This window comes from Clostridium sp. BIOML-A1 (assembly GCF_009874105.1).
Classification (GTDB): domain Bacteria; phylum Bacillota; class Clostridia; order Lachnospirales; family Lachnospiraceae; genus Coprococcus.
This window is the reverse complement of record NZ_WWTL01000008.1, coordinates 18108-42902: the sequence shown is the minus strand read 5'-3', so window position 1 is coordinate 42902 and position 24795 is coordinate 18108. Positions and strand designations below refer to the sequence as shown.

The window sequence follows — 24795 nt, the reverse complement described above, 5'->3', positions numbered from 1 at the left end:
CTTTTATATGGTATTTTTAATTTGTTGTTTGTGACGAGAGCGTTTCAAACTATAGATCTATGAATAAATCAAGATGATTCGAAAGCGAATACTTTATAACTGGTGTGTTTGCATATTGAGAATTTGAATAAAAAGAGAAGATCGTCTTACTATTATGAAGCAAGCCTGTTTCAACGCCGGTTCTTAGTGAGTCGCCAAAGGCGAGGAACTTAGAACCGTTGCGTTGAAATAGAGTGCAAACGACTTGCGCAATAATAGGTAAGACGATCTTCTTTTTTTCATAGATTTATGCAAACACACCAGTTGTAAAGTGTTCGCATAAACTACTGCTCTTCGTGGGCAAGTGCCGCAGCAACAAAGCCTTTGAAAAGCGGATGTGCTTTATTTGGTCTGGACTTGAATTCCGGATGTGCCTGAGTTCCGATGAACCAAGGATGATCCGGAATCTCGATCATCTCAACGATATGACCGTCAGGAGAGAGACCAACCAGTTCCATGCCATTATCTGTTAAAGCCTTACGGTAGTCATTGTTGACTTCATATCTATGTCTGTGACGCTCGTGGATGTATTCTGTGCCATAGAGCTCATAGGATTTGGAATCTTTGCTGAGTACACATGGGTAAGAACCAAGTCTTAATGTTCCGCCGAGGTCTGTTACATCATGCTGATTCGGCATGATATGAATAACCTGATGGAAAGAGTTTGGATTGAATTCTGAGCTGTGTGCATCTGCATAACCAAGGACATGTCTTGCAAATTCAACGATCGTGAGCTGCATACCGAGACACAGACCAAGGTAAGGAACCTTTTTCTCTCTTGCATACTGGATCGCGGTGATCATGCCTTCGATACCTCTGTCACCAAAACCGCCCGGAACGAGGATTCCATCGACGTCACCCAGTGTTTCTTCCACATTTTCAGGAGTTACAAGTTCGGAATCTACCCATTTGATCTCGACCTCGGCATCGTTTGCAACACCGGCATGCTTTAAGGATTCAACAACGGAAATGTATGCATCATGCAGTGAGACATATTTGCCGACGAGAGCAACACGAACCTTTTTTTCCGGATTCTTCCATGCAGTGATCATATCATTCCATTCCTTCCATGCATGTGGTTCCGGAGCAGGACAATCCATGTGTAAGCATTTGCACACAACATCAGCGAGATGCTCTTTCTCCATAGCGAGAGGAACTTCGTATAATACATCTACATCCAGATTCTGGATAACATTCTGGCTAGGTACATTACAGAATAATGCGATCTTATCCTTTAAGCCCTGATCCAGTGGATAATCAGAACGGCAGACCAGAATATCTGGCTGGATACCCATTCCCTGCAGGTTCTTAACACTCGCCTGAGTCGGCTTTGTCTTTAATTCGCCGGAAGCTTTCAGATAAGGAATCAGAGTAACGTGGATCATAATGCAATTCTCATGTCCGACGTCATGTGTGAACTGACGGATCGCCTCTAAGAAAGGCTGGCTCTCGATATCGCCGACTGTACCGCCAATTTCGATGATCGCTACTTCGGTATCCTTTGCATCCGGATTCCGATAGAAGCGATCTTTAATTTCATTTGTTATATGTGGAACTACCTGTACGGTGTGTCCGCCGAAGTCGCCGTGGCGTTCTTTCTGTAAGATACTCCAGTAGATCTTACCGGTCGTAACATTCGAATTCTTATTCAGACTTTCATCGATAAAACGCTCATAATGACCAAGATCCAGATCAGTCTCCGCACCATCATCGGTTACGAATACTTCACCATGCTGGATCGGGTTCATAGTACCCGGATCCATGTTGATGTATGGATCGAATTTCTGGCTGGTAACCTTGTAGCCTCTCATTTTGAGCAGACGACCAAGGGAGGCAGCAGTGATACCTTTACCAAGACCGGATACGACACCGCCTGTGACAAACACGTACTTAATAGGCATAATAATTTCCTCCTGATATATTCTAAAAACGCATAGACATACGCTCTCATTAAAAAAACACTCATTATTATACGAGAGCATTTTTCAAAAGTCAATCAGCCGTATCGAAAAACAGGATGTATCCGGCATAAAAATATGGTATGATAGTATATAAGAAGTCAAACTTAATAAAATTATGGAAAAATATTCATAAACTTTAGAAAATAAAGCGAAAAATATACATTTGACAGGAAAATGAAGTGAGAAGACGGGAGATCTCGATGGGAGCAATTCAGTTTATCCATATCAGTGATGTGAATATCGGACGAAAATCAGACAAATTACTGTTCGGGCAGACCGGTGAAAAGGACGGGATAACGACCTTGAAACAGGTTGTTTCTGATGCAGGAAAATTACAGGCTGATTTTGTATTTATCACAGGGGATCTCTTTGACCATCCGGCAACAGAAGAAGATCTTGCGTGGATTGATGAGATATTTCTGCCGCTTGATAAGACGGCGGTCATTTATTGTCAGGGAGATCATGATTACATGAAATCAGATGGGGTGCTTGCAAACTATTCTTTCCGGTCAAATATTTATGTGGCAGGCTGCAGCGAGTATCGGAATCCGGTTCCGGCAGGCTCTGCAATATATGGAGTAAAGCATGAAAACGCAACTGCCATGATTGATGTTATTCGGTTTCCGAAAAAAAATGCGGTACTTTATTGTGCCGGCTATTATAGTGCCGGAGCGCAGATGGCAGTTTTAGATGAACTGACACCGGCGGATGATGAGATGACAAATATCCTGCTGGCTCATGCCGGAAATCATGGCGCGATACCGATCGATTATTCGACGATCCGGAAAGCAGGATTTGATTATATCGGATTAGGACATGAAGCTTCCTATAAGAATATGTACAATGGCAGGATTTGTTATCCGGGTGTATTGGAACCGGACAATAACAGGGAGACCGGACCGCATGGCTATGTGCAGGGAAAGTTATCAGATGGCGTGGTATCGGTACGGCTTGTGCCTGCATCACAAAAGGAATATAAGACGATACGCTATCCGGTCAGTAATTATATGTCAGATGAAGAACTGGCAGATGAATTGCATCGTATCATTGCAAGAGAAGGAGAAAAAAACATTTATTCGATCTACCTGGTACGACCGGAAAAATGTGAGAAGTCCTTTCATTTGCATGAGGCACTGGCCACTTACCGGATTGCCGCGCTGAGCGGAGAAGTGTATCAGCGTGAGGATTATGATGAATACAGAAAAGCAAACCGAGGAAATGCATTTGGGCGATTGCTTGATAAACTGGATGCCGACTCTCCAATCCGGGAGGATGGGGCGAAGCTGGCAGTTGACCTTGTTATAGAACGATCAAAGATATACACCAGAAGCAGCCGCAAATTGAATGACCGGCTTTATGAGGAAACGATCCGGGTAGTGCTTGAGAATCTGAAACATGATATGGATAAACTCCGCACCTCAAAGGATATTCAGGCATATGAACAGGCAAAGGAACGACTGGCAGAAAGTCCGGATGTACTGGATCGCTTAAACGAGGCATGGGCGATGGAACGGAAGAACAAACTGGAGCTCCTGACTGCCCGGAACAATCAGGCACAGATCGTACCAAGACACAGAAGCAGATGGATACGAACCGGTATCCGTGCCGCCATTGTGCCATTTGTCATATTCTGTATCATGGCATTGTTCCTGATGCCACGGGCGTACATTCAAATGTCAGAGCGTATGAATGGTACAGATGTGGTTCGTTTTCTGGTTACATCAATACTTGCGATCGTGCTCTGCTTTGTGATCGGTTACGTATTTGCACGACTGATCGATCAGAATAAGGCAGACGGAATACGAAAAGAACGTGCAGATGCAGAACGGCTTGAACGCGAGCTGGCTGCAAAAGGCGAGCAGCTTCACGAAGTCAGAACCGGATATCAGTTACAGGATACAAAGCGGCGGGAGATCCAGTCGGATGTGAATGCCAGAGAAGATCTTGTGGCGCAGACGATCTATAAGCTTCAGGTGATGGAAGAAGCGATGCGGATGTTAGAATAAAAAGAAAAAGGGCACTTGAAAAACAGGTGCCCTAGGATACTAACATATTTGCCAGCAGGATACTTACGACGATCCCTGCACCGAGAGACAACAGGGCGAAGGGGATGATATATCGGGATTTGCGGACTTTGGCAGCCATCAGATATACAGACATCGTATAGAATAAAGATTCCGTACAGCTAAGGATAATGGCAGCGGTGAGTCCTTCTCTGGAATCAGGTCCATAGTCGTTAAAGATATTTAGCATCAGACTGGTGGCAGACCCGGAGGAGAACAGCTTCGTTATAATGACGGGGATCACACAATCCGGGGTATGTATGAGAGAAGCAATCGGCTTCAGAGCGGTTGTGATCAGGCCAAGGGCGCCGGAATCATTCAGGATTCGTACAGCCACAAATAGGCCGATCAATGTTGGAACTAATTCGACTACGATCTTCATTCCGTCAAATGCTCCGTCAATAAAATCTTCATAAACATTCGTCTTTTTAATACAGCCGTATAACACAACAGCAAATATGACCAGTGGGATGATACTGTTTGAGATTGTTGTCAGCATGACAAGCCTCCATTAAGATTTTGTGTATGTTTATTTCGTCTTGGCAGGTTATTTAGCAGATATGTCGATTTTGAAAGTCAACTGCGCTGTTAATTATGAGTTTTCTACGCGAACTCGCCTGTAAACAGGCTCAAACATGCTTCGAAAACTCAAACGATGCTCGTTGACTTTTCCAAAATCAGACATACGTCTGCGATAAATAACCTGCCAAGACGAAATATATATACAGATATATTCTGTATTATGAAAGTCAACTGCGTTGTCTATTATGAGTTTTCTACGCGAACTCGCCGCTTCATTTTCCTCGTTTGTTTATAATGACAGTCAGAAGGACGGCGACGGCGGTGGAGCAGACCGTTGCGATGATGCCGGGCAGGATAATGGCGGTAGGATGTTCAGAACCATAGGTTGCACGATAGGCAATGATATTTACCGGGATCAGTTGCAGCGAAGAAATATTCAGGATCAGGAAGACGCACATTTCTCGACTGGCAGATTTGCTTCCCTTGTTGTCCTTAGCCAGTTCCTGCATCGCCTTTAGTGCCGGTGGTGTTGCGGCCCACCCAAGCCCTACAATATTTGCAATGATGTTCGTACACATATATTCATATGCCGGATGCTCCGGGGAAAGTCTCGGAAACAAGAATCTCATGACAGGGGACATTTTCGATGACCATTTCTTCATCAGACCGGTGCGTTCTGCGATCTTCATAATCCCACACCACATCGTAACAATTCCAAGCATGGTGATACAGAGTGAAACGGCGTCACTCCCGGCATCAATGATACCGGCATTCACATCTTCCATATGCCCGGTCAGAAGTGCGGTGATAATACCGACTAAGATCATGGCAGCCCAGATCAGATTAATCATAGAAGCCCCTTTGATTTTGCTGTTACATAATGAATATATGCAGAGGAACAGGGAAAGTATGCTATAGTATTATCAATTTAATAATTTATATGATATGAATTTTATATATTCTATATTGAAATAATATCAGAATAACGATAAAATAATGATAATATATTAACGACAAGAAGCATGAAATAAAAAGGAGTGATAAAAATGATACAGATTAGACCGGTTTCAGATCTTAGAAATAAGTTCCCTGAAATTGAAACAATTGTGAATAGTGGAAAGCCTGTATATTTAACGAAAAATGGATATGGGGCGATGGTTGTTTTAAGTATGGAAGAGTATGCTAATCTTACAGAGAATGTTGAAATGAAACTTGATGAAGCTGACAGACAGGCAAAAGCGACAGATAAAAGACTTTCACATGAAGAAGTATTTAGCAAAGCAAGGAGTGTGATGGATGCAAGATAAAATCTACAAGCTAAGATATTTGCCACTTTTTGAACAGGATTTGCTGGATACAGTGAATTATATTTCGAAGGTTTTAAAAAATGAAGAAGCTGCAATGCGCCTGATAAATGATGTTGAAACAGCAATATTAGCCAGATTAAACAATCCGGTAGCGTTTGAACCATATCATTCCAGAAAAAAACGTGAATATCCATATTACCGGATCTATGTAAGAAATTATGTGATTTATTATGTGGTAATTGATGATGTTATGGAAGTACGACGGTTATTGTATGGTGCAAGAAATATAGAAAATTTGTTAAATTAATACATATAAAAAGAGCAGTAAAATTATCAGATTTACTGCTCTTTTTATATATATTAATTTATAATGAAATATTGAATTTATTGGTAAAATGATTTATACTCAAAAATATAAAGCTTAATGAAATTGAACAAAGATAATAATAATTAGTGAATTTGAACAAAATGGAGGATGGAAGATGAGGATATCAACAGCTGAGATAAAACTTATGATATTAGATTGTGTAAAAACACCGGGAATGTATACAGGAGCAGATTTTTCGGAGTATATAAGATTAAATAGTGATAAAGATTTTACTAGGGGTCAAATATCGGGGGCTTTAGCTCAGTTGGTAGATACAAAAGACATTATTCGGGTAGAAAGAGGCTTATATGCTAAAGATGCAAAATCAGCAAAGGCAATATCGAGAATTGCATCAAATAATGAAAAAGAAAAAACAATGAAGAATAAGATTTATAACATGTTAAGTCAAGTAGAGAAAGAAATAGCAGAGACGATTGGATCATTAAATATTTGGGAATTAAGTGGTGAAAATTTTGAAATTATTGCAAAGATACGCGAATTAAAAGTATCAATAGAAGATATAAAAAATCAGTGCAAATAATAATGAGAAATTTAATATAAAATGAATAAATAAACTCAGTAGCAAATACTATTGAGTTTATTTTGTTTTATGGGTTGTGATCCTGCTAGACTCGTGAAGCGTGTAAAACATAAACCACCTGCTATGCAGGTGTGCAACGAGTGTTATACAAAAAAATCACCTTTCCTTTCTTATAATGTAGTTGTTCAGGCTATCTTATAAGAAAGGTGATTCATATGGACAATAAGGCAAATAATTTAGCACACACAAAGTGGGTATGTAAATACCATATTGTGTTCACTCAAAAGTATAGACGAAAAATAATTTATAATCAATACAAGGAAAGTATTCAAGATATAATAAAACAATTACATGCGTACGAAGGAGTTGAGATAATAGAGGGGCATCTAATACCGGATCATATCCACATGTTAGTGAGTATTCCGCCAAAGATAAGTGTATCGTCATTTAAGGGATATCTAAAAGGTAAGAGTGCATTGATGATATTCGATAAACATGCAAATTTAAATATAAGATTGGAAACAGACATTTTGGGGCGGAAGGATATTATGTAAGTACAGTAGGTTTAAATGAAGCAACAATCAAAAATACATTCAGAAACAAGAGAGTCACGATATTGCATTGGATAAGTTGAGTGTAAGAGAATATGAGGCCTCTTTTGGGGATGGCAAGTAATACAAATATCCTTTCAAGGGGTGGCAAAAGCGGCAAAGGCAAGATGGCTTGAACAAAGTGAAAGTCAGCGTCTTTAGGCGCTGACCGGTAACAAGCCCTTATAGGGCTAGAGCGAACCACCCGTTGGACGGGTGTTATGATTTCAATAATTCTATAATATGTCACATTTTCACATTTTCCCCATAAAGTATAGAGAGATGAATAATATGCAAATTCAGGAGGTATATTCATTTGGAACAGTATAGAAACTGCAACAGAAATGGCGGCAGATATCCTGCTCAGCCAAATCTCATGATGCAATATGCAAATAACCGCAATGCCTCTTCCTGCAATGGAAACCGTCAGGGTACAGGCGGCTGTCCTTCCAGACAGGATCATTGCGAAACAACAAGAAAGGATGTAGAGACCTGTGGCAGATTCAGTCCGCATCCGATTGGTATGGCGTATGTGCCAAGTCAGGAATTTGGGGAACTCTATGATGCGAAAAAGGGTCTGCGCGAAGGAACCATGTTCCCAGATCTGAATCTGATCTTTTGTGGTGTAAGGGGGAAATAGGCAATGAATAATATGAACAAACAGCAGCTCTTTGCCTTTATAACAGAAGTGTCCTTCGCGTTGGATGACATTTCCCTGTATCTGGACACTCACCCGGAATGTCCAAAGGCACTGGCAGCATACAGCAATTATAAAGCAATGCGGCAGCAGGCAGTCCGCGAATACACGACCGCCTATGGTCCATTGAACCGATATCAGGTAAATGACGACAATTATTTTGACTGGGTTGACAAACCTTGGCCATGGGAAAGGGAGTGTGGTTGTTAAATGTGGATCTATGAAAAAAGATTACAGTTTCCGGTAAATATCAAAGAGACAAATGCGCAGCTTGCGCAGGCGATAATCTCACAATACGGCGGACCGGATGGTGAAATGGGTGCATCTATGCGATACCTGTCCCAGCGTTATGCGATGCCGGACAATAAGGTGAAAGCGATTCTTACCGATATCGGTACAGAGGAGCTGGGACATCTGGAGATCGTTGCCACGATCATTTACCAGCTTACCTGCCGGTTATCAATCGAGGAGATTAAGGCATCGGGATTTGACAAATATTACATCGATCACACCTTAGGAATCTGGCCGCAGGCAGCAGGCGGCATTCCATTTAACGCCTGCGAATTCCAGAGCAAGGGTGATCCGATCACGGATCTTTTCGAAGATATGGCAGCAGAGCAGAAAGCCCGGTCGACTTATGATAATATCCTGCGTCTCTGCAAGGACTATCCGGATGTATATGAGCCGATCAAATTCCTTCGCGAACGTGAGGTCGCACATTTCCAGCGTTTCGGTGAAAGCCTTGGCATTGTCCGTGACAAGATGGATACAAAAAACTTCTATGCATTTAACTCAGCATTTGACACAAGTGCTCCTTGCGTGGAGAAATGCGGGAAGTAGAAGATAGCAGCTACCGGTTGTTTATTATTATATAGTAGTGACAGAAGCAGAAAAATCAGGCAGCAATCCTGAATCGGGGATATCAAGCTGCCTGATTTTTTCACAATGTATATTATTGAGAATAATTCTTGAAAAGAATTATAAATTTATTCGTTTTGTGGTATAATGAACATAAAATTATTTGCTTGTAGAGATATAGAAAAAACGGATGAAATGTTATGAAAGGGAGGTACAAGCATATGGACAAAAAAGCAATCTATAATTTATCCTATGGTGTATTCATGTTATCCACCAGATCGGGGGAGAAGGTAAACGGCTGCATCACAAATACATGTATGCAGGTGGCAGGCAATCCGGTTCGGGTTGCGATATCTGTATTAAACACGAATTATACATGCGACCTGTTGAAAGAGAGCGGGATATTTGCTTTGAGTATTCTGGATCAGACCTGCTCATTTGCGACGATAAAACATTTCGGGTTCCAGTCCGGCAGAGATGTGGATAAATTCGCAGATCTGCAAATGCCAAAGGACTGCAATGACATTCCGTATATGGGATGGAATGCCTGTGCCGTGATCAGCGGAAAAGTAGTAGAACAGCACGACCTTGGCACACATACGTTATTTATCGCAGAAGTCGTAGATGCCAAGCTGATCAATGAAAATGCACCGCTGACTTATGCGGATTATCAGACAAAGGTAAAACCAAAAGCAGAACCGAAAGCCCAGGACAAGAAGATTGTAGGCTGGCGCTGTCGTATCTGTAATTATGTATATGAAGGAAGCGAGCTGCCGGCAGACTTCACCTGCCCGATATGTGGACATGGGGTAGAGGATTTTGAGCCGGTGTATGAGGCGTAAGCTATTAAAAAGCTTATAAACAGGAGGACAATGCTATGGAACGAGTAGCAAAATTTTTAAAGGACGCAGAAACTTATTATTTAGCAACTGTAGAGGGTGACCAGCCAAGAGTCAGACCATTTGGAACTGCCCATATTTTTGAAGGCAAGTTATACATACAGACAGGCAAAGTAAAAGATGTATCAAAGCAGATCCATGCAAATCCGAAGGTTGAGATCTGTGCTTTTATGAATGGAGAATGGCTTCGTGTAGCAGGAGAATTGGTGGAAGATGACCGCAGAGAAGCAAGACAGTCTATGCTGGATGCATACCCTTCATTACAGAAGATGTATTCCGCAGATGATGGTAACACCGAGGTATTTTATTTTAAGAATGCAACAGCAACTTTTTCATCATTTACACACGAACCGGAAGTTGTGAAGTTTTAAATGTATTACATGGTTTGACAAACGCCCTCGCTTGTATAAGCGGGGGCGTTTGTATTTGGGTTATTGGTATTTGAAAGTGTATTTTCTAAAATTTGACAAAATATGCGTATATTATTGCACATTATGACAAATAAAGGTATAATATTTCCATAATAAAAGGGGGCGGGTCTGAGATAGAGGCTTTTTAGTTTTCTATTTTCTCTAATAAGAAATCCCTATAATTATGAAGTGAAATTGATATGATGGACGATTTTTTGTACATGGTATAGATTAGTATATTCATATTAATGATTGATTGTAATAAAAAATACATTGTGGAATATAAGGCACGTTCCAATATGTGGCTATTACTAAATATCTTAATAATAAATTAGTATTTACATTCCACAATGTATTTAAAATTATATATGGAATGATAGAAAATTACAACAGGATGATTTTTATAAAAACAATACCAACTAAATTATTTTTAAGTTGTTGGTATTGACATGAGAATAAATATATGCTATTTTGATAATACAAAGAAAAATAAATTAACAAGGAGGTGAAAAAATGTATCAGATTAAACTGCGTTTTAAATTGGAATTTCCTTTTCTTCCGAAGGAGATGGATCGTTTGTTTACAAGTTTTTTAAAGGCTGCGACGAAGAATATTTCCGAAGATTTGTATCAGCGTTTATATGATAAGAGCAGATCAATCATGAAGGCGTTTACATATTCGTATTATCTTCCCGGTGCTAAGTTTACAGACGATAAGATACTTCTTGATAAGAACGAATTCATGGTATTTTTTACAGATGCTGATGATAAGGAATTTTTATATTTGTTTAATGCGTTTCAGACTATGAAATTTCGGCATTATTCGATGAACAAGAATTCCATGCAATTAATATCTGTGTATATTCAGAATATAAATGATATCACAGATGATGAAATCATCATAAAAATGCAGAGCCCATTACTGGCAAGATACCATGATAATGATACCAATTCAGACAGTTATTATACGTTTGATAAGGATGAGTTTTCAGACGTTGTGAAAGAGAATGTTAAGATCTTTATTCAAAGAATGAATATTCCGGTTGAGACAGATGATTTTTCTATTCAGGCGATCAAAGGAAAAAAGGTTATAATACCAGTGTTTGGAAGAAATACAGATGCTTCGCTTGGTATTTTCAAATTAAAAGGCTCTGTTGCTTTATTAAATGTTCTGCAGAGATCCGGAATTGGAGTACGCAGGTCGACAGGAAATGGAAAGTTTGAAGTATTAGGTTAGAAGAAAGGAGGATTATAAGTTGGGTAGAATCTATATACCAATGGGTGATTTTCTGAAAAATGCGGGAATCGTAGGTATGCATTATATACTGGACGAAATTGCTGCTGCATCGGAAGATTTGGATTATGGCTATACGGAAGATAATCAGCAATTATGGCTTGATACAGATTTCTGTCAGGAAACGGACTGGACGGATTTATACTTTCGTGGGATCACGACATATTACAGGTCACATAGTGTATATCAAACAATATTGGATAAGATTAAGAATTTGTTAGCTGTACTGGATTTGCCGGAATGGGATGGTAAAAAGTGGAAAGATGATATCAAATTCATTAACGATAAACTTTTGTCTAACAGTTATAAATCGGGCATTGCCAGTATAAAGGATGAGGTTGATACCACAGAAGCATATGAGATGCTTAAGGCGGTAAAACTGAAAGAATCTATGGAACCGGAACTGTTGCGGGATCGATTGGTTCAGTTACATGAATTTCTTATTCAGCCCATTTGTGCAGAAACCTTGATCATGAAGAGTGCCATATATAATTACATCAATCGTTTCTGGGATGGAAAATGTTTTCTATTACGTGCAAATGCAGCGAAAAATATGCGAGAGGTTTTTGAAAATGATTTTTCAGAACCATTTCGGACTTATATAGCAATTGATCAAAAGAAGGCAAAGGAGATATGCATTGATTGTAGTGCAATGATTGATTCGAAGACGAAAGTATCACTTGCATTTATGAAGGATCAGGCAGATGATCTGGCAAGAAAACAATCAGCTTTCTGGAATTGTAAAGTAGATGCTTTCTTATGTCCGGTGTGTGCATTTGTATATGCATTATCTCCTCTTGGTTTTTATCTGATGGGAAATCGATTCCTGTTTATTAATACGGATCAGAACATTCAGGAATTATTAGAGGTAAATCGTAAGGATGGCATTATGCTGGATGTGGAAAGAGAAGATGGAGAACGATATACTTCATGGATTTCCAGAACATTGAATCTGTTATTGAAGATGAAGACGGAAGAACTAGGTAATATTCAGATCATAACCAGAGGCAGGGATGAAAGCGAACGTTATACATTTGATATTATCAATAAAAATATCCTTGCAATATTAAATGATGAGAAAGTAAGGGCTGGACTTGATGTATTAAGTAAATACCCATATATAAAAAAGGGGACTGAATATATAAATATACATGAAACAGTTATATTGAATATTCTTCGGTATAGAAATCAATATCCATTATTAAATATCTTGTTAAGGCAGTCTATGGATGTAAAGACATATTTGGTAGATGCTTATTGGGTATATGATATTCAGATTCGTGTAAGTTTATTGAAGAAAGATAATGAAGATAAGAATAAGATAGGAGGTGCAATAGTGAATCGATACAAAGTTAGAGAGTGTGGATATGAATTAAGAAATAAACTGTTAGCAGCGAAAGGCACAAGTGATGATTCAAGAATCAGAGGTACGGTATATCGATTACTGAATGCAGTTGCAGTTGGAGATGTTTCCCATTTTATGGAAATTATAATGCGTATCTATTGTTCTGTAAATCTGACAGTTCCGGATGCATTCATAGAGTGTCTGGATAATCGGGAGAAGTTTAGAGAGTATGGATATGCATTCCTTATGGGATTAGAAGGAAGTCATTATGAAAAAAAGGAGGAAAAGGTTAATGATTAGGAATGGTTTAACACTTACAATGGTATTTCTTGCAGAAAGTGCAAATTATGGAGAGGGCGTAGGTAATATTACTACACTCAAAAAATTATCACGAGGAACATATGAGCAATATTCTTATATATCAAGACAGGCATTGAGATACAATATTATTCAGCAGTTAGGATGGGATACAACACCTGTTGATGGAAAGAGTGGAGTCGTTCAGTTTGCACCAACTGCTAATATAAAAGATTATCCGGAAATTGACTTTTTTGGTTATATGAAGACCAGTGCAAAAGGAGAGGATAAAAAAGGCGGAGCTGATACCAGAAGTGCAGTTGTTCGACTGAGTAATGCGGTATCATTAGAGCCTTATCAGAGCGATTTGGAATTTTTAACCAATATTGGATTGGCAAGACGCCAGGATCTTGATAATGCGATCGCACAGAGGGAGATACAGAAGTCATTCTACTCATATACGATCACTATAGATCTTGATCGTATTGGTGTGGATGGAGATCTTGAGATATCTGCAGAAGAAAAAGCAGATCGAGTAAAAAAATTTCTTGATACGATCCAGTATTTATATCGTGATATAAAGGGAAGAAGAGAGAACCTTAGTCCTGTATTTGCAATCGGTGGTCGATATATAAGAAAAAATCCGTTCTTTGAAAATAGAGTATCTTTGGAAAATGGAGCCATAAACACGAAGATGCTTGGAGAAATTATTGAAAGTGATGAGGATATAAAGAACAATACCAGTGTTGGAGTTGTGACAGGTATTTTCCAGAATGATGCAGAATTAAAAGATACATTGAACACAAAGACAGTTGCAGATGTATTTAAACAGTTGAAAAAGGAAGTTGATGAATATTATGGAGCGAGCAATTAGAATTGATTGTTTTCAAAACCTTGCGAACTACAGAAAACCAAGTAGTTTCATTATAAAAGAATCTTATCCGTTGCCACCATATTCAACTGTTATTGGTATGATTCACGCAATCAGTGGATTTGACAGTTATCACAAGATGCAGGTAAGTATCCAGGGAGAAAACGCAGGTTCTGTATCAGAATTGTATACAAGATATTCATTCAAATTCGATACAAAGTATGAAGAAGGCAGACATCAGCTCTGTATCAAAGGTGAAGACAAAGATTATGGTGTGTTTAAGGGGATTGCACATGTAGAACTGATCTGTGATAATCGGATGGTTTTACATATTATACCTGAGGAGGAAGATTTTGATAAGATTTATCAGGCACTGAAGTGTCCGATTATTTATCCATCATTAGGGCGGTATGAAGATTTGCTGGATATTCAAAATGTAGAAATTGTTGAATTACAGAAAGTTGAATCAGCAACGATTCGAAATAATATCTATATTCCATTTCAATCAGAACTGGATATTGGACGACGTACAAGCACGACTTACATGTTAACAAAGGAATACGAGATAACACCGCAGGGATATCGCAGATGGAAACCGGATGGTGGAAAGATAAAAGCGCATTATATGCCGAAGGATACTTCGGTAGTGAATGCATATATCGATACCTATGGGGATGTTGTTGCGTTCGCATAACAAGATAAGAGAGGGATTGACAATACGATATGGAATATTATGCAAAGTCAAATGACACCAAGAAGGAAGTTAAAAATGTAAATGACATCAGAAACATATTGATTTATCTTTTGGACAGCCAGATGGATAAATTGAATGAAAATGAGTCGAAGATGATCATTTCTTACTTGGATTCTTTGAAACAGCAAACTGTTCAGGAGCAAAAAACTTTAAGAGAACATGAGAAGGATATTGTTAACTGTGCAGGAAAATTCTTTGAGATTTTTGATATGTATTTTACAGAAAAGGAAAAGAATCTGGTTTTAGAGGCATGCCGAGTGCATGACCTTGGAAAAGCTAATTATATTTTCCAGACAATTGTCAATCCTCAACTTACAAGGATGGCTGAAAGGCAGATACCACATGGTTTTCTTAGTGCACTTAGTTTATCAGAGAAACAGGTTAAGCAGGAAATACCAGAATGTACAGGCGATGACTTTTCTGTGTTATTGACAGCAGTCTATTATCATCATGATCGGAAGGATAGTTTTTCTGATAAGGATTTTTATGACTATTACGATAAATGGTATAAAAAATATTTGCAGGAATATTTGGAAAAGGAAGATGTGAAATTTTCTGCCGCAAATCGTAATCAACTGTTGTATTCGAATAATCCTACAATGAAATTGAGAAGTGTAGATGAGCAAACATGGTGTGAATATATGTTGATAAAGGGCTTGTTGAATAAGTTTGACTGGACGGTAAGTGCAGGATATGAAGAAGCAGAATTACACAGTGACATTGCTGAGAAAAAATTATGCAGCACGATTCGCGATTACTTTTCAAATTCATTGCGTGAGTTGCAGGTTTTTATGCAGGAACATAGTGATGATAATGTTGTAGTTATAGCACCTACTGGATCAGGAAAAACAGAGGCAGCTTTATTATGGGCAAATGGCGAGAAAGGTTTTTATACATTACCGTTAAAAGTTTCTTCTAATGCCATATATAGCAGAATAAAGGACAGGTATATGTATAAGGATGTAGCATTGCTTCATTCTGATAGCCTAAGCAGTTATTTTGATGGAACAGATGGGCAATTTACAGATGGGAATACCAGATATGAGCAGGCAAAATTGTTCTCGTATCCGCTTACTGTCTGCACGGTAGATCAATTATTTAAATTTGTTTATAAAGCCCCGGGCACTGAGATTTTTGCAGCGACACTGAAATATTCAAAATTAATTATAGATGAGATTCAGTCATATTCTCCTAAGATAGTAGCAGCATTAATTTACGGCTTGTCAGAACTAAAACAAATGGAAGGAAAATTCGCAATCATAACAGCAACATTTCCGCCGGTTTTAGAATTTTTTATGCGAAAATATCGGTTGATAAAGGATAGAGATTATATTTTTATAGATTTTTCCGCTACAATGGGAACAGACAGACATAAGATCGCATTATTTCATGAAGAATTTGATTTTGACAGAATTGCGGAAGATGGATACAAGAAAAAAGTTCTCGTTATATGCAATACAGTATCAAAGGCACAGAAGGTATATGAAGAATTATCCCAAAGAACAGATGAGGTATTCCTGCTTCATTCCAGATATATTCGAAAACATCGGGATCAGTTGGAAAAGATGATAATGGATTTTTCCAGTAATGATGAGATGACAGGTATATGGGTAACAACACAGATCGTAGAAGCAAGTCTTGATATTGATTTTGATGTTCTTTATACGGAGATGTGTACAGCTGATAGCTTATTGCAAAGAATGGGACGGTGTAATAGAGCAGGGAAAAAGGATATAACCGATGCAAATGTATTAATTTATGTTAATTATTCAGGATGTATGAAGAATGGAAAAGGAATATATGACAGTGATATATATGATAGATCTGTACAATTATTAGAGGCATATAATGGAAAGCTTTTTTCCGAAAAAGATAAAGTTCAGTATATGAATGAAGTTTATGATGTAGACGCATTAAAGAATACGGCATACTTCCAAATGATAAAAAGAAATCTGGCTAAATTTAAATCGTTGCAGCCGTTAGATTATACATCTAAGAAAGATATCGATGAGGATTTTCGTGGAATAAAAAGTATTACAGTAATTCCAGATAGAATATATCAGGAAAATCAGTATCTGATAGAGGCAATAACGAGTGTTTTAGATACACCATATGTTGACAGTAATATACGAAGGATATTGAAAGCAAAACTGGCAGATATAACTCTTAATCTGAATCTGTATTCGGATCGGAGAAAATTAGATGGTGTGGATTTGAATTGTATAAATGACAGATTAGATATTCACAGGACATGCTTATTATATGATTTTGATGAAATGACAGGACGGGGTATGGGCTTATCGTTAACGAAGTATGATGATGAGTGGAATTTTATATAAGGAGGAATTGTGGAAAATCGAGTTACTGGTGTAATGATTTATTATTATTTTGTGTGTAAAAGAAAATTATGGTATTTCATAAATGAAATAAACATGGAATCCGATAATGAAAATGTTATGTTGGGTAAACTACTTGATGAGAACAGTTACCGGCGTGATGATAAACACATTAATATCGATAATGTAATAAATATTGATTTTATAAAAGAGCATCAGGAATTACATGAGATAAAAAAGAGTAAAGCAATAGAAGAGGCAGGAATCTGGCAGGTAAAATATTATCTATATTATTTGAAACAACGTGGAGTTAAGGGCTTAACGGCAAAGATTGATTATCCTATGATCAAAAAAAATATTGTTGTAGAACTGTCAGAGGATGATGAAGTACAGTTGCAGAAGATAATTGCAGATATAGAAAAGTTAAAAATGCAGGAACAACCACCAGCATTTGAAAAACAAAAAATATGTGGGAAGTGCGCATATCATGATTTGTGTTTTATCTAACATGGAGGGATAATGGGACAAAGTTTTTATATTTACAATAGTGGAGATTTAAAAAGAAAAGATAATACACTTCAATTTATATCTTCAGGTGGAGAAAAAAGAGATATTCCGATTGAACGAATTGATGATATTTATGTCATGTCAGAGATGTCATTTAATACAACATTTTTGAGTTACATTTCTCAATATGGAATCCCGATACATTTCTTCAATTATTATAATTTTTATACAGGTAGCTTTTATCCAAAAGAAAAGCTGCTGGCAGGTCAATTATTGGTAAAACAGGTTGAACATTATACAGATTATGGAAAGAGATTGACCATTGCAAAAAAATTTATAGAAGCGGCTGCCGATAATATTTACCGAAATCTCCGGTATTATAACGGACGAGGCAAGGATGTATCTTTCTATATGTCAGAAATTGATTCGTTGAGAAAAGAATTACCAAAAACATCAACGATCCAAGAGCTAATGGGAATAGAGGGAAATATAAGAAGGCATTATTATGCTACATGGAATGTTATCATTGATCAGGAAATAGAGTTTGATAAAAGAGTTATGCATCCGCCTGATAACATGATTAATTCGTTGATTTCTTTTGTTAATTCGTTGATTTATTCAAAGGTTCTTAGTGAGGTATATCATACACAATTGAATCCTACGATAAGTTATCTCCATGAACCTGGTGTTAGAAGATTTTCTCTATGTCTGGATGTGGCAGAAATTTTCAAACCGTTGATAGGAGATCGACTTCTTTTTTCATTATTAAACCGTAATCAGATAACCGAAAAAAGTTTTACGAAGGAGCTGAATTATTTGCACTTGAATAGGGATGCATCCAGATTGATTGCACAGGAGTTGGAGAAAAAATTACAGCAGACAATTATGCATAAAGATTTAGGTCGCCCCGTTACATATCAGTATCTGATGCGTTTAGAGTTATACAAGCTGATCAAGCATCTGATTGGGGAAAAAGAATATGAAGGATTCAGAATATGGTGGTGAAATATGTATGTAGTATTAGTATATGACATAAATAAAGAAAATAATGGACAAAAACGATGGAATCATATTTTTAAGATTTGTAAAAGGTATTTATCCCATATACAAAATTCTGTTTTTGAGGGAGATATCACAAAAGTACAACTTGTGAAGCTGAAACAGGAGCTGGATGAATATATTGATCATGAATTGGATTCCGTTATTATATTTAAAAGCAGGCAGGAAAAATGGTTGAATAAAGAGTTCTGGGGTAAGGAAGATGACAAAGCCAGTTTCTTTATTTGAAATTGTCGACCATAAATATTGTAAAATCTGCCGCCGGTCGACAATGGGAAAAAATATAGAAAAAAGGAATATACTATTTAAAAATAGAATGTGTAGTCCGATTATTGAAGCAAGGTCGACAAAAAGAGGATGTGAAAGCATTGTAAAATATTGCTTTTTTATAGTGCGGTTTTAATAGATACATGGTGGAATGTGAATGAGATTTATGTAGTTAGATGCTGTTTTCTTGCTAAGTTTTAATAGATACATGGTGGAATGTGAATAGCGTATCAAATCAGAGTAAGAAAAAAGCGCAGCGAGTTTTAATAGATACATGGTGGAATGTGAATTGATTTCACTAGGTTTTCAGGCTTTTGGTTTAAAGCCGTTTTAATAGATACATGGTGGAATGTGAATAGATGCTGCACGATAAATGTAAATTCATTTCCCGCCGTTTTAATAGATACATGGTGGAATGTGAATTCACTTATGATCCCTTCAAAAAAATTGTTCAGATCGTTTTAATAGATACATGGTGGAATGTGAATTACGTTTTAATGTCTTTTGTCTGCTGTTCAATGTCGTTTTAATAGATACATGGTGGAATGTGAATCCGTATATGTGAGCGAATCCGCGCCTTCTGTGTTAGTTTTAATAGATACATGGTGGAATGTGAATTATACCACTTATAAGCGATCTTGTTACTCTCTCTTAGTTTTAATAGATACATGGTGGAATGTGAATTCAATCTTTGTTGATACAGTAGACTGGGGTTGGTTGTTTTAATAGATACATGGTGGAATGTGAATTTTCAAGTGATGGCACGGCTACCGTATATGTGAGTGGTTTTAATAGATACATGGTGGAATGTGAATTTGTTGAATTTACGAACATTACCCGAATTGGAAATGGTTTTAATAGATACATGGTGGAATGTGAATGATGCACAAGAATTTGAAACGAATGGTTTTAATTAGTTTTAATAGATACATGGTGGAATGTGAATGTGGAAATTTGTATATATCCTGTTGCGGATATGCGTTTTAATAGATACATGGTGGAATGTGAATACAAACAAGCTCGGCGCAGGTGTGGAAGAAGTAACCTTTTAATAGATACATGGTGGAATGTGAATTGGAATCAGGTTGTACCAGACGAGTATGTGATTGCTGTTTTAATAGATACATGGTGGAATGTGAATAAACAAGTCACAAAAATTTTGGAAAGAAAAAGGCTTTGGTTTTAATAGATACATGGTGGAATGTGAATATTAATTTTAGCGGGAAAATGGCGCAGATGTCAACTGTTTTAATAGATACATGGTGGAATGTGAATGTTAAAAGAGGCGTTTCTTTCTTTTGAAGCACTCGAGTTTTAATAGATACATGGTGGAATGTGAATGGAGATGCTGATCAGACAGGATATGTCAAGATCGAAGTTTTAATAGATACATGGTGGAATGTGAATGTTAAAAGAAGCATTTCTTTCTTTTGAAGCACTCGAGTTTTAATAGATACATGGTGGAATGTGAATACACAAACACGGAAACGCATAGCGTTACATCATATAGTTTTAATAGATACATGGTGGAATGTGAATGAAAACGCCAATCTTGCATTTATGGAGATTTTTTGTTTTAATAGATACATGGTGGAATGTGAATCAAATGTTCTGTGACTTTTCTACAATATTATCTGGTTTTAATAGATACATGGTGGAATGTGAATGAATGGTATAAAAAATATGGTCTTTTGGGAACAGGTTTTAATAGATACATGGTGGAATGTGAATGTATTTGCCGGTTCTTCGTGTGTCATATCCCGACACCGTTTTAATAGATACATGGTGGAATGTGAATCCGTTCAAGAGATTTTCTATTTCACTTGTGAAAAAAGTTTTAATAGATACATGGTGGAATGTGAATTTCAGGTATATTTGCTTCGGGTAATGATCGTAAATTGTTTTAATAGATACATGGTGGAATGTGAATTGCTCTCCGAATTTGTGAATTTTTATGGAAATTATTGTTTTAATAGATACATGGTGGAATGTGAATCTTGAAAACATTGTATCGCTTTATGTGACGAATGTGTTTTAATAGATACATGGTGGAATGTGAATTAACTAATGTTATCGGTCTTGTATACGACCGCTTCGCGTTTTAATAGATACATGGTGGAATGTGAATCAGATTTCATCCCCTTTCTTTACATCAAACAGTTAGTTTTAATAGATACATGGTGGAATGTGAATAAACGAAGCAGGTATACACTTAAGTACAGCTATAATGTTTTAATAGATACATGGTGGAATGTGAATAAAGTAGTACGTTTTGAAATCTCCGCAGGTCGCTTTGTTTTAATAGATACATGGTGGAATGTGAATAATGGTGGTTTTGGCACAAGTCACACATCAGATTAGTTTTAATAGATACATGGTGGAATGTGAATCTCATATGACACCTTTAAAGGCTTCAGCAGCTCCTGGTTTTAATAGATACATGGTGGAATGTGAATTATTTTTTTGAGATAAACGGGATTGGAGGTCATGCAGGTTTTAATAGATACATGGTGGAATGTGAATGAATCTTGCTTGGTGGAAATACATTGCTTGCACATTGGTTTTAATAGATACATGGTGGAATGTGAATAAAAACTTTTCTTTTTCTTCTTTCTTTTCTTCTTTGTTTTAATAGATACATGGTGGAATGTGAATATTAATTTTAGCGGGAAAATGGCACAAATGACCACTGTTTTAATAGATACATGGTGGAATGTGAATTAACTAATGTTATCGGACTTGTCTATGACCGCTTCGGTTTTAATAGATACATGGTGGAATGTGAATAATGGTGGTTTTGGCACAAGTCACACATCAGATAACATTTTAATAGATACATGGTGGAATGTGAATTTATCCAGTCTCGGAAATGACAATGTAGTGAAATCTCGTTTTAATAGATACATGGTGGAATGTGAATATAGTTATACGATCACTGTTCCAAAGAATGTAATCGTTTTAATAGATACATGGTGGAATGTGAATATAATGATATCTGGAAAAAGGAATATGAGGAATTAAAGTTTTAATAGATACATGGTGGAATGTGAATATAGTTTTTCTTAACAGCAAAAAAACAGCTATTATAGGTTTTAATAGATACATGGTGGAATGTGAATTAACAAAGATAGTTACGTCCTGTTTTGGCTGCTCTAGTTTTAATAGATACATGGTGGAATGTGAATTAACGAATTAAGTTGTGCTCGATCTCCCGAACCGGGTTTTAATAGATACATGGTGGAATGTGAATGAATGAGGAATACATCCATGCATCACGAGGGTCATAGTTTTAATAGATACATGGTGGAATGTGAATGATGTTGCTAAAAATGTCATTTTGATCTCCTTTCAGTTTTAATAGATACATGGTGGAATGTGAATATGTGCAGCGGCTGGACTTCCATCTGACTGAACGTCGTTTTAATAGATACATGGTGGAATGTGAATGATTATACAACTGTTCCTCACTCATTCCCAATTCTGTTTTAATAGATACATGGTGGAATGTGAATACGTAAGGCAAATATAATTCGCACTGCGTACCGAGTGGTTTTAATAGATACATGGTGGAATGTGAATAGTGAAACAAATTAAGGAGGACAAAACAATGAAAAAGTTTTAATAGATACATGGTGGAATGTGAATTTCGTGACGAGATTATATTTGATTTTGCAAATCAAGTTTTAATAGATACATGGTGGAATGTGAATTAGATAATGCTTTTACATACCGCCGGGATACACTTAGTTTTAATAGATACATGGTGGAATGTGAATTATTCATAAAATATCCTTTCGTCTCTTTTATAATCGTTTTAATAGATACATGGTGGAATGTGAATCAATATTAACCGCGCAACAGTTATCAGAGATTTTAGTTTTAATAGATACATGGTGGAATGTGAATCAGCTTGCAGAAGGTGGTGTACTTAAGAAAGGTCAGGTTTTAATAGATACATGGTGGAATGTGAATACTGACTCTATATGTAAGTGGTTTGGTATACAACCGGTTTTAATAGATACATGGTGGAATGTGAATCAGGAATTTGTTGATTCACTTTTAAAAATATCTGAGTTTTAATAGATACATGGTGGAATGTGAATCTGAATATATTGTCGTGGGGCAATCGGTTATGAAAGTTTTAATAGATACATGGTGGAATGTGAATAAAGTCAGGGCAAAGGTATTTGAAGAGGGCAAGCCAGTTTTAATAGATACATGGTGGAATGTGAATAACAAAATTATCTAAAACAAAATCACCGAATTTTAGTTTTAATAGATACATGGTGGAATGTGAATGAATGAAAAAATAGTGATTTATGTACATAATCTTTGTTTTAATAGATACATGGTGGAATGTGAATACGTAAGGCAAGTATAATTCACACTGCGTACCTAGTGGTTTTAATAGATACATGGTGGAATGTGAATACCTATTGAGTTTTCACCTGATGTGTATGGCGGTTGGTTTTAATAGATACATGGTGGAATGTGAATACGGACTTTTATCTGCAGGCGCAACAGATGACGATGTTTTAATAGATACATGGTGGAATGTGAATAAAATCCGGAGTTAAAATTTTAAGTTTGCATAACTGTTTTAATAGATACATGGTGGAATGTGAATATAGCAAGATCATCATACATAAATGCAACAACCTTGGTTTTAATAGATACATGGTGGAATGTGAATTTAAAACGTGGCTACATAACACAGCAGGAACTTGAGTTTTAATAGATACATGGTGGAATGTGAATCGACATTAATGCAGACAAGTTTTCTGGTTCATATAGTTTTAATAGATACATGGTGGAATGTGAATATACACGCACTGGTTCAGAAACTGAAAGTGCAACAGGTTTTAATAGATACATGGTGGAATGTGAATAATGGTATAAACAGTATGGGCTTGCAGGTTCATATTGTTTTAATAGATACATGGTGGAATGTGAATTGGCAAAAAACCGTTTGAGTATGTTGTGTCATTTAAGTTTTAATAGATACATGGTGGAATGTGAATGATTTTGACATATTTCGGTATGCAAATCTTTTTGGTTTTAATAGATACATGGTGGAATGTGAATATGTCCAGACCACCGATTATGATATTGGTAGTTCCTAGTTTTAATAGATACATGGTGGAATGTGAATTCAACCCAGCAAATCCCCGCATATTGCCTTTTTTTGTTTTAATAGATACATGGTGGAATGTGAATAGGCAAAAAACCGTTTGCGTATGTTGTGTCATTTAGTTTTAATAGATACATGGTGGAATGTGAATTAGTCCTGTTCATACTGTTTTGGTTTTGTGGCTACAGTTTTAATAGATACATGGTGGAATGTGAATAAAAAAATCTCAAAATCTTTAAAAAACGGAACAGCGTTTTAATAGATACATGGTGGAATGTGAATTGCGAATAAGCACCTGAAAAAGCATTGTGTCCTAATTCGTTTTAATAGATACATGGTGGAATGTGAATGTTGAGGTGAGCGGTATAGTTATGATCGTGTCGTTTTGTTTTAATAGATACATGGTGGAATGTGAATGATTTTGACATATTTCGGTACGCAAATTTTTTTGCGTTTTAATAGATACATGGTGGAATGTGAATCAACAAGAAACAATTCCAAAGGAGTGAATCGAACGCCGTTTTAATAGATACATGGTGGAATGTGAATTTGTACAATTCGACCATCTACGGAGGTATCCAACACGTTTTAATAGATACATGGTGGAATGTGAATGAGTTAATCACGAACGCACCGGGGCGCACGGTGTTTGTTTTAATAGATACATGGTGGAATGTGAAT

At 37.0% G+C, this 24795-nt stretch carries 20 protein-coding genes, 1 pseudogene and 1 CRISPR repeat array; of the genes and pseudogenes, 18 read left to right on the top strand and 3 right to left on the bottom strand.

The window, feature by feature from the left end; all coding sequences use genetic code 11:
• Positions 1–323: 323 nt before the first annotated feature.
• Positions 324–1940 (bottom strand): CTP synthase, encoded by a 1617-nt coding sequence (locus tag GT641_RS07755; protein ID WP_119962627.1) that lies wholly within the window; start codon positions 1938–1940, stop codon positions 324–326.
• A gap of 260 nt (positions 1941–2200) precedes the next feature.
• Here GT641_RS07755 and GT641_RS07750 point away from each other — a divergent pair, with 260 nt between their 5' ends.
• Positions 2201–4006, top strand: coding sequence for a metallophosphoesterase (locus GT641_RS07750; protein ID WP_161117232.1), 1806 nt, complete (start codon positions 2201–2203; stop codon positions 4004–4006).
• A 31-nt stretch (positions 4007–4037) separates the two neighbouring features.
• On the opposite strand, the gene GT641_RS07745 is transcribed toward GT641_RS07750, so the two are convergent.
• Positions 4038–4562, bottom strand: coding sequence for a nucleoside recognition domain-containing protein (locus GT641_RS07745; protein ID WP_161117231.1), 525 nt, complete (start codon positions 4560–4562; stop codon positions 4038–4040).
• 295 nt (positions 4563–4857) lie between these two features.
• On the bottom strand, positions 4858–5436 hold the full coding sequence (locus GT641_RS07740) for a nucleoside recognition domain-containing protein (protein ID WP_119962630.1): 579 nt from the start codon (positions 5434–5436) through the stop codon (positions 4858–4860).
• Between the two features lie 195 nt (positions 5437–5631).
• Between GT641_RS07740 and GT641_RS07735 the strand changes: the two genes are divergently transcribed.
• The 17 genes and pseudogenes from GT641_RS07735 (at position 5632) to cas2 (ending at position 18944) form a co-directional block, all read left to right on the top strand.
• Positions 5632–5892: a type II toxin-antitoxin system prevent-host-death family antitoxin gene (locus tag GT641_RS07735; RefSeq protein ID WP_117785330.1), complete on the top strand. Its 261-nt coding sequence runs from the start codon at positions 5632–5634 to the stop codon at positions 5890–5892.
• Positions 5882–6199, top strand: coding sequence for a type II toxin-antitoxin system RelE/ParE family toxin (locus GT641_RS07730; protein ID WP_021943634.1), 318 nt, complete (start codon positions 5882–5884; stop codon positions 6197–6199). The genes GT641_RS07735 and GT641_RS07730 overlap by 11 nt, the downstream gene beginning before the upstream one ends.
• A 175-nt stretch (positions 6200–6374) precedes the next feature.
• The gene (locus GT641_RS07725) at positions 6375–6800 is read left to right on the top strand and encodes a hypothetical protein (RefSeq protein WP_161117230.1); all 426 of its coding nucleotides are present in this window, start codon (positions 6375–6377) and stop codon (positions 6798–6800) included.
• A gap of 215 nt (positions 6801–7015) precedes the next feature.
• A pseudogene (tnpA, locus tag GT641_RS07720) lies at positions 7016–7475 on the top strand (IS200/IS605 family transposase).
• Between the two features lie 231 nt (positions 7476–7706).
• Positions 7707–8030 (top strand): spore coat associated protein CotJA, encoded by a 324-nt coding sequence (locus GT641_RS13185; RefSeq protein ID WP_243143718.1) that lies wholly within the window; start codon positions 7707–7709, stop codon positions 8028–8030.
• A 3-nt stretch (positions 8031–8033) separates the two neighbouring features.
• The gene (locus GT641_RS07710) at positions 8034–8297 is read left to right on the top strand and encodes a spore coat protein CotJB (protein WP_008401169.1); all 264 of its coding nucleotides are present in this window, start codon (positions 8034–8036) and stop codon (positions 8295–8297) included.
• Positions 8298–8927: a manganese catalase family protein gene (locus GT641_RS07705; RefSeq protein WP_021943636.1), complete on the top strand. Its 630-nt coding sequence runs from the start codon at positions 8298–8300 to the stop codon at positions 8925–8927.
• A 239-nt stretch (positions 8928–9166) separates the two neighbouring features.
• On the top strand, positions 9167–9787 hold the full coding sequence (locus tag GT641_RS07700) for a flavin reductase (protein ID WP_008401174.1): 621 nt from the start codon (positions 9167–9169) through the stop codon (positions 9785–9787).
• Between the two features lie 35 nt (positions 9788–9822).
• Positions 9823–10215: a pyridoxamine 5'-phosphate oxidase family protein gene (locus GT641_RS07695; RefSeq protein WP_117785333.1), complete on the top strand. Its 393-nt coding sequence runs from the start codon at positions 9823–9825 to the stop codon at positions 10213–10215.
• A 552-nt stretch (positions 10216–10767) separates the two neighbouring features.
• Positions 10768–11490: a CRISPR-associated endoribonuclease Cas6 gene (cas6, locus tag GT641_RS07690; protein WP_119962634.1), complete on the top strand. Its 723-nt coding sequence runs from the start codon at positions 10768–10770 to the stop codon at positions 11488–11490.
• Between the two features lie 19 nt (positions 11491–11509).
• The gene (cas8a1, locus tag GT641_RS07685; protein WP_243143717.1) at positions 11510–13192 is read left to right on the top strand and encodes a type I-B CRISPR-associated protein Cas8b1/Cst1; all 1683 of its coding nucleotides are present in this window, start codon (positions 11510–11512) and stop codon (positions 13190–13192) included.
• Positions 13185–14063: a type I-B CRISPR-associated protein Cas7/Cst2/DevR gene (gene cas7i, locus GT641_RS07680; RefSeq protein ID WP_161117229.1), complete on the top strand. Its 879-nt coding sequence runs from the start codon at positions 13185–13187 to the stop codon at positions 14061–14063. Before cas8a1 ends, cas7i begins: the two co-directional genes overlap by 8 nt.
• Positions 14047–14754 carry a type I-B CRISPR-associated protein Cas5b gene (gene cas5b, locus GT641_RS07675; RefSeq protein WP_243000418.1) on the top strand — a complete coding sequence of 236 codons (708 nt, stop codon included), beginning with the start codon at positions 14047–14049 and terminating at the stop codon, positions 14752–14754. The genes cas7i and cas5b overlap by 17 nt, the downstream gene beginning before the upstream one ends.
• 29 nt (positions 14755–14783) lie before the next feature.
• Positions 14784–17153, top strand: coding sequence for a CRISPR-associated helicase Cas3' (gene cas3, locus GT641_RS07670; RefSeq protein WP_161117228.1), 2370 nt, complete (start codon positions 14784–14786; stop codon positions 17151–17153).
• Between the two features lie 9 nt (positions 17154–17162).
• Entirely contained in the window at positions 17163–17657 is a 495-nt protein-coding gene (locus tag GT641_RS07665) for a CRISPR-associated protein Cas4 (RefSeq protein ID WP_044945175.1), read from the top strand.
• A 12-nt stretch (positions 17658–17669) separates the two neighbouring features.
• Positions 17670–18662 (top strand): type I-B CRISPR-associated endonuclease Cas1b, encoded by a 993-nt coding sequence (gene cas1b / locus GT641_RS07660; protein WP_008401183.1) that lies wholly within the window; start codon positions 17670–17672, stop codon positions 18660–18662.
• Between the two features lie 3 nt (positions 18663–18665).
• A complete protein-coding gene (gene cas2 / locus GT641_RS07655; protein ID WP_008401184.1) occupies positions 18666–18944 on the top strand; it encodes a CRISPR-associated endonuclease Cas2 in 279 nt (92 codons plus the stop codon).
• A 168-nt stretch (positions 18945–19112) separates the two neighbouring features.
• A CRISPR array of direct repeats spans positions 19113–24795; the repeat unit is 30 nt; unit sequence GTTTTAATAGATACATGGTGGAATGTGAAT.